Source organism: Sphingomonas sp. (assembly GCF_051962185.1).
In the GTDB taxonomy this organism is placed as follows: Bacteria; Pseudomonadota; Alphaproteobacteria; order Sphingomonadales; family Sphingomonadaceae; genus Sphingomonas.
Genome location: NZ_JBQCCN010000248.1, coordinates 1 through 6,376 on the forward strand (window position 1 = coordinate 1; position 6,376 = coordinate 6,376).

At 68.5% G+C, this 6,376-nt stretch carries 7 protein-coding genes; 2 read left to right on the plus strand and 5 right to left on the minus strand.

The genetic code is table 11. The annotated features are described in order from the left end of the window. Positions 1 to 365: 365 nt before the first annotated feature. Complete coding sequence (locus ACTHJR_RS15985) at positions 366 to 1,178, plus strand: J domain-containing protein (protein WP_440524234.1); 813 nt, start codon at positions 366 to 368, stop codon at positions 1,176 to 1,178. Between the two features lie 113 nt (positions 1,179 to 1,291). Here ACTHJR_RS15985 and dapF read toward each other — a convergent pair whose 3' ends face one another. Then, entirely contained in the window at positions 1,292 to 2,242 is a 951-nt protein-coding gene (gene dapF, locus ACTHJR_RS15990; RefSeq protein ID WP_440524235.1) for a diaminopimelate epimerase, read from the minus strand. 131 nt (positions 2,243 to 2,373) lie between these two features. On the opposite strand from dapF, the gene ACTHJR_RS15995 reads away from it, so the two are divergent. Continuing rightward, positions 2,374 to 3,345: a hypothetical protein gene (locus ACTHJR_RS15995; protein WP_440524236.1), complete on the plus strand. Its 972-nt coding sequence runs from the start codon at positions 2,374 to 2,376 to the stop codon at positions 3,343 to 3,345. 3 nt (positions 3,346 to 3,348) lie between these two features. Here the strand turns inward: ACTHJR_RS15995 and ACTHJR_RS16000 are convergent, their stop codons facing one another. The 4 genes from ACTHJR_RS16000 to ACTHJR_RS16015 all read right to left on the minus strand — a co-directional run. Continuing rightward, positions 3,349 to 4,197 (minus strand): EF-hand domain-containing protein, encoded by an 849-nt coding sequence (locus tag ACTHJR_RS16000; protein WP_440524237.1) that lies wholly within the window; start codon positions 4,195 to 4,197, stop codon positions 3,349 to 3,351. Positions 4,198 to 4,268: 71 nt separating this feature from the next. Beyond that, positions 4,269 to 4,571 carry a YciI-like protein gene (locus tag ACTHJR_RS16005; RefSeq protein WP_440524238.1) on the minus strand — a complete coding sequence of 101 codons (303 nt, stop codon included), beginning with the start codon at positions 4,569 to 4,571 and terminating at the stop codon, positions 4,269 to 4,271. Further along, entirely contained in the window at positions 4,571 to 5,221 is a 651-nt protein-coding gene (locus ACTHJR_RS16010) for a sulfotransferase family protein (RefSeq protein ID WP_440524239.1), read from the minus strand. The genes ACTHJR_RS16005 and ACTHJR_RS16010 overlap by 1 nt, the downstream gene beginning before the upstream one ends. A gap of 60 nt (positions 5,222 to 5,281) precedes the next feature. Then, on the minus strand, positions 5,282 to 6,376 hold a 1,095-nt coding region (locus ACTHJR_RS16015; protein ID WP_440524240.1), incomplete at its 5' end, for a dihydrolipoamide acetyltransferase family protein.

Consider the following 6,376-nt stretch of genomic DNA (forward strand, 5'->3'; position numbering starts at 1 on the left):
ACGCCAACATACCACGCCTTGTCGCGCGCAAGCGCGGGCGTCGCAAGAGCGGTTGAAGCGAGCGCCACGGCAATGGCAAGCTTGCGCATCTGTATCCCCTTTCTCGGTTGTCACTACGGACAGCGCAAACTCCCTACTCAATGGTTCGTTTCCACGCAAGCGAAACAAAGATGCTTCGCTGTGGCGGCGAAGCAACACTTTTGCACGGTTTTCCGCCGCTTCCCGGGCGCGGCGGTCGCGCGAGCGGCTCGTCCGTCCCTGCCGCGGCGCCCCGCGATTCGCGAGCGAAACGGCCCGGCGCGGCGCGCGCGACGGAAAGCAGCGCCCCGCTTGCCGAGGTCGTTTTTTCGGCGCAGGGTGCCGGAATGGCGGCCACGCCCGATCATTATGCTGTGCTCGGCGTTTCGCCCGACGCGGACGAGGCGGTGATCCGCGCTGCCTGGAAAGCCTTGCTGCGCAAATTCCACCCGGACGCCGCGCGCGACATGCCCGACGCCGCCGAGCGGACGCGCGCGGTCAACGACGCCTGGGCGGTGCTGGGCGATTCGAACCGGCGGATCGCCTATGACCTGCAGCGCGCCGCGCCGCCCGAGGACGACAGCCTGCCCGAATGGATGCGGTCGCCCTATCCGATGCCGCCGCGGCGCGGCATGGGCACCACCTTGGCGCTGATCCTCGCCTTCGTCGGCTTGCCGGCCGTGGCGATCACGCTGCCCGGCGTCCCCGGTCAGGTCGCCGCGATGCTGCCCGGCGGCGACGGCGGGCCGGCCGCGGGGTTCGCACGATCGAGCCTCAATCAGGTCCGCCGCCTGTTGACGCCGGCGGGATTTGGCGCCGGGCACGCCGCCACGGTTCCCGCGGCGGGGCCCGCGATGGCGGTGCCGGCCACTACGCTCGCGGCGACGCCGGCGATCGAGCGCGGGACCGTCCGGTTGGCCAGGACGCAATATGGCCGCGTCATCCGGCGACAGGGCCGCGCCGGTCTCGCGATCTACAGTCGCGCCTGCGCGCAACGCGCCGCCGGTCTGGCGCGCTGGGAGTCGGAGGATTTCTGCGCGGCGTTCGACATCGCCGCCGGGCGCGACACCGCGGGGTCGACGTCACGCTATATCAGGCTCGGCGCGACGCGCGCGGCCGCGGCCGCGCGTATCTCACGCATCCGTTTACTGGTTCGCTGACATTAATGGTCGGTCATGCACAGCGGACGGCTCCGCGCGGCGCAACCAGATGGGCTAAAAATCGACAATGACGCGAGCGATTCGGGTTCGCGCCAACGGGCCGGGAGAGTCGTTTAGGAAGCCGCCGGGACCGTGTCGGCCACACGCGCCCAAGCGGCGATCTCGTCGTTGAAATGCCGCGTTATCTCGACCTCGCCGGCCAGGCCGCGATCAGGATCGACTTCCGCCGAACCCTGCCATTCGTAGGTGGCGTTGCCCGACAGCCGGACCATGCCATCGGCTTCGGCGCAGGCCCGGACCAGGCCACCCGCGTTCCACACCACGATCTCGTCGCCGAAGCGCGCGCGCTCGGTCAGACAGGCAGCGAAGGTCGAGGCCGCCATCGCGCTGCCGCAACTGTCGGTCAGCCCGACGCCGCGTTCGAAAGTGCGCACGAACAGCCCGTCCGGACGCGTCTCGACGAAGCTCACATTGGCGCGATTGGGCAGCCACTCCGGCGCCGCCTCGCAGGCGCGCCCGACCGCGACGAGCTCGTCTTCGTCGACGGTGTCGACGAAGGCGATCAGATGCGGATTGGGTATCGACACCGCGGTGAAGCGACGTTCGCTCGGCAGGCCGGGAACGGCCATCTGGACGTTCTGGTCGCGGCCGATCGCCATCGGCCAGTCGGCGATATCGAGCGAGGCCGGACCGGCGACCTCCCGGATCGTCGCCACGCCGGGAGCGAGGTCAGAGTCGCGAGTCACCTCGACTTCCGAGCGCTGGAGGCGGACATGGGCATGGTCGAGCCCGAACGCCTCGAATCCGGCCCGCGCCACGCAACGCAGACCATTGAGACAGGTTTCCGCCTCGCTGCCGTCGCTGTTGAACATACGGAAACCGAAATCGTGCGGCGCGTGCGCCTCGGTCAGCAGCAACAGCCCGTCGCCGCCGACCGGGCCGCGACGATCGGCCAGCGCGCGTGCCACCCCCGCCCATTCCTGATCGGAGAGGGCGATGCTCCGCGCATCGATCATCGGGAAGTCGTTGCCCGATCCATGGCATTTGACGAAGGCGAGCCGCATGACGGCGATGTAGCGCCCCGCGCGCGCAGGTTCAAATCGTGCCGCGCGACGGGACATGGCGGTACCGCCGAACCGCCTTGCTCGGCGGTCGTGGCGACGACATGATGGAGACCGGGGAAAGAGGGGGTCGCATGATGTCATCGGCGTGGCGGGACGACGAATCCGACGAATGGGAAACCGCGCTCGAGCGGCCATATGGCCGTCCCTGGGTGGCGATGCTGGCGGGAACCGGGGCGATCCTGGTGATCGCGATCGTGACGATGAACCTGGTGCCGTTCGAGATCGCGTCGCACGGCGCCGGCGCGCTTGGAGCCGTGACAGTGCTGGCGGCAGCCGTCTGGGGCGTCGCCTGGTTCCTGACGCTGCGCGACGCCACCCCGGGATGGCGAATCGGCGTGGGCGCGGTTCTGTGGGGCGTGGCATTGCTGACCGTGGCGGGGGCGATCGGCTACGCCAACCTCGCGGTCCGGATCGACATCGCCAACGTCCGTCGTATCCGCATCGACGTCAACGGCGATCCGCATCTGCCGCCGGGCAATCCGGGGCCGGTCACCCAGACGATGTTCGATTTCATCCATACCATCACCTCCGAACAGCACCAGCGTCTGGCGACGTTCCAGGTCATGGGCATGGACCGGCTGAACGATGCCCTGGCGGTCACCAACACGCCCGGAATGTTGAAGGATTGCGGTCGCTTCACCAGGGTGGCGCCAGAAATCACGGCATCGGATCAACGCGTTGCCGATGCGGTTCGCCGGGTCCACGAACGGCTCGCCGCGGTGGTGCGCGACGAATCGCTGCGCGCCGCGCTGATCAAGGATTTCGACAAGGGGCTGGACACCGGTCGCGCCGCGATGCGCCAATCGAGTGCGCTGCAGCGCCGGCAACTCGAACTCGGCAGCAAATTGTGCACCTTCCTCGCGACGCACCACTGGCGGCCGCAGGGCAGCCACTTCATGTTCTATAGCGGAAGCGATCTCGCCGGTTTCGACGCGTCGACTCGCGCCTGGAACGATGCGGTCGAGGAGCAGAACGCGCTATCCGCCCAAGCCCGGCGCAAGATGGCGGAATCGGGTTTGCTCGACGCGCCGGTCCGCTATTGACGATCAGGGTGTCGCGGCGTCGCCGGTGCCGGCCGGGGGTGCGCCGCGATCGGAATCGCCGTCTCCGCGTTGCCAGCGCCCCTGGCCGCGCGCCCGGCCGCCTTTGCCCTTGCCGAACTGGCCGATCGGCGGCGCGTTCAGCCTGGGCAATTCGCCGCGGGTGATCTTGCCGTCGTGATTGGTGTCGAGCATCGCGAAGCGGTCGGCCGCGGCGTCGCGGAATTCCTTGGGATCGACACCGCGATTGAAATTGGTGTCGGCGACGGTGACCGGCTCGGGATAATCGAAGAACGAGAAACGCGCGGCGCCGCGCTTGACGTCGGCATAGCGCGGCTGTGTGGTGTCGCCCGATCCGCCGCCACTCGCGTCGCCCCCACCACCCATGCGGCCGCCGCCACCGCCATAACCGCCCCGGCCACCGCCGCCGGGACGTCCGCCGCCACCTCGACGCCCCCCGCCGCCGCCGGCCCGGGTACGCATCGTGCCGCCCTCCCCGCCGGTACGGATTTCGGGCGCGAGCACGGTCTCGTAATAGTCGATATCGTCGGGATCGATCTCGCCGTCATGCCCGCGATCGAGCTTGAGGAAGAAACGATCGGCGTCGGCGGTGAATTCGGCCAGGGTCAGGACCCCGTCGTGGTTGGTGTCCGCGCCATTGAACCATTGGTCGATCGCATCCGGACCGCGAAACGGCTCCCCCATCGGGCTGATGAACAAAGGGCCGCGCGGGCGCTCCCGCCGATCCCCGACGGGCTTGTCGTCGGCGGGCAACGATCCGGCCAACGGGCGGATGGGTGCCGGGGGGACCGCCTGCGCGCCGGCCATCAGCATCAATCCCAGCAACAACCCCATCGGCTCTACTCCGCCCACACTCTTGCGAGCCGGAGGCTAGGCCCGGTTTGTCGCACAAGTGTGTCGGGCCGCTACGGCCTCACCGGGGTGGCGGCATCATTGCCGGCCACGGTGAACCAAGGGCGCACCCGCCAACCGGTCACCAGGCCGTTGACGACATAGGGATCGGCGCGCGCGAACGCTTCGGCCGCCGACGCATCGGCGCCGGCGAACAGCAGCATCGCCTGATCGGTCGGATCGCCCAACGCGCCGCCCAGCACCAGCTCGCCGCGCTCGACCGCCGCCCAGGCGCATTCGAGATGGAGATCGCGATACGCCGGCCGCCGATCGAGATAATCGGGCGCGAGATCGTAGGTCAGCAGCCAGTGCGCCATCAGCCCGCCGCCGGGATGACCGGTGCGGTCAATTCGGGCGGCAAGGTATGCTGCCAGAATTCCTCACGCGAATTGGTCCGCGGGAACGGCGTGTCGGGGACGCCGACGCCGAGGAAGCGGCAGAGCGGATCCCAGCCCTGCGCGGCCTCGAACACCAACAGCCGCTCGGGCGGGATGATCCGCTGGACTTCCGCATTGTGGCGCTCGAACGCGGCGATGACATTGGCCGCGCCGAAATCGCGCCCGAAGGTGTTTTCGGCGATGATGATGTCGCCGAACCGCATGAAATGGTCGTCGGGCGCCGGGCCCTCGTGCATGCTCATCGCCTTGAGGATCGTTTCCGAGATGCTTTCGAACCAGCGCTGCGGATCGCGCCGCGTCAGGATCACTTTCGCTTCCGGATAGCGATCGGCCAACGCGGCGTAGAAATGCGCGCTCGGCCAGTCGACACTGGCGTTGTAACCGCCGAACATCTCTTCCCACTCGACCGCTTCGCCCCTGGCGGCGCGCAGCCAGAAGTGCCGCTGCTCGGGATGGGCGAACACCTCGACCATGTGATGGCACGGCGCGAAGCCGAGCATCTCCAATGCCGTCTTGAGCGTGAGCGTCCCCGTTCGGCCGAGTCCCGCGCCGATCACCTGCAATGCCATTGCCGTCCCTCCCTGGCGGGGAGGATGCGCTCATTCGAGCCGCTTTACCAGCGGCGGAGGTCAGTCGGCGAACAGCAGGACCGGGGTCTCGAGATATTTGCGCAGATGCTGGACGTAGCTCGCCGCGTCCCAGCCATCGACGACGCGGTGATCGCAGCTGATCGACAGGTTCATCAGCTTGGCGCGGACGATGTCGTCGCCACGGAAGACCGGGCGCTCGACGATCTTGTTGGGACCGATGATCGCGACTTCGGGCCGGTTGATGACCGGCGTCGTCGCGATACCGCCGAGCGGGCCGAGCGAAGTCACGGTGATGGTGCCGCCGCCGAGCTCCTCGGGCTTGAGCTTCTGCGTGCGCGCCGCTTCGGCGAGGCGCGAAATCTCGCTCGCCAGCTGCCAGACATTCTTGTCCTGCGCGTCGCGGATCACGGGAACGGTGAGTCCGGCGTCGGTCTGCGCCGCCATGCCGAGATGGACCCGGCCCGACCGCGTCACCACGCCCGCGTCGTCGTCGTAACGCGCGTTGAGCATCGGGAAGTCGGGAAGCGTGCGGCAGATCGCGACGATCAGGAACGGCAGCATGGTCAGTTTGGGCCGGCCGCCGCGGTTATTGTTGAGGTCCGCGCGCATCTCTTCGAGCGCGGTCACGTCGATCTCATCGACATAAGTGAAATGCGGGATGTGGCGCTTGGCCGCCTGCATGTTCTCGGCGATGCGGCGGCGCATGCCGATGACCTTGATGGTCTCGTCCTCGCGGGCGCGGCTGGCGTGCGGGGCGTGGTAGCCCTGGGCCCCGCCATAGCGCAGGAACGCGTCGAGGTCGGCGTGGCGGATACGGTCGCCGTTGGCTTTGACCTGCGAGAGATCGACGCCGAGCTCCCTGGCGCGCTGACGCACGGCGGGAGAGGCGAGGACGGCCGCATGCTCCCTCTCCCCATGGGGGAGAGGGCTGGGGAGAGGGGGAGTCACGGACGACGCCGCTTGCGGCTGCCCCTCTCCCGGATGGGGAGAGGGAGATTCGGTCTCGTACGCCGGCGTCTTGCCCTCGGCATCGGTCTGGGCCGCCATGCCGAGATGGACGCGGCCCGACCGCGTCACCACGCCCGCTTCGTCGTCATAGCGCGCGTTGAGCATCGGGAAATCGGGCAAGGTGCG

Bases quoted from the DNA above. Each gene is read 5' to 3' on its own strand.
- ACTHJR_RS15985 (WP_440524234.1), top strand. From the start codon at position 366: ATGGCGGCCACGCCCGATCATTATGCTGTGCTCGGCGTTTCGCCCGAC.
- dapF (WP_440524235.1), bottom strand. From the start codon at position 2,242: ATGCGGCTCGCCTTCGTCAAATGCCATGGATCGGGCAACGACTTCCCG.
- ACTHJR_RS15995 (WP_440524236.1), top strand. From the start codon at position 2,374: ATGATGTCATCGGCGTGGCGGGACGACGAATCCGACGAATGGGAAACC.
- ACTHJR_RS16000 (WP_440524237.1), bottom strand. From the start codon at position 4,197: ATGGGGTTGTTGCTGGGATTGATGCTGATGGCCGGCGCGCAGGCGGTC.
- ACTHJR_RS16005 (WP_440524238.1), bottom strand. From the start codon at position 4,571: ATGGCGCACTGGCTGCTGACCTACGATCTCGCGCCCGATTATCTCGAT.
- ACTHJR_RS16010 (WP_440524239.1), bottom strand. From the start codon at position 5,221: ATGGCATTGCAGGTGATCGGCGCGGGACTCGGCCGAACGGGGACGCTC.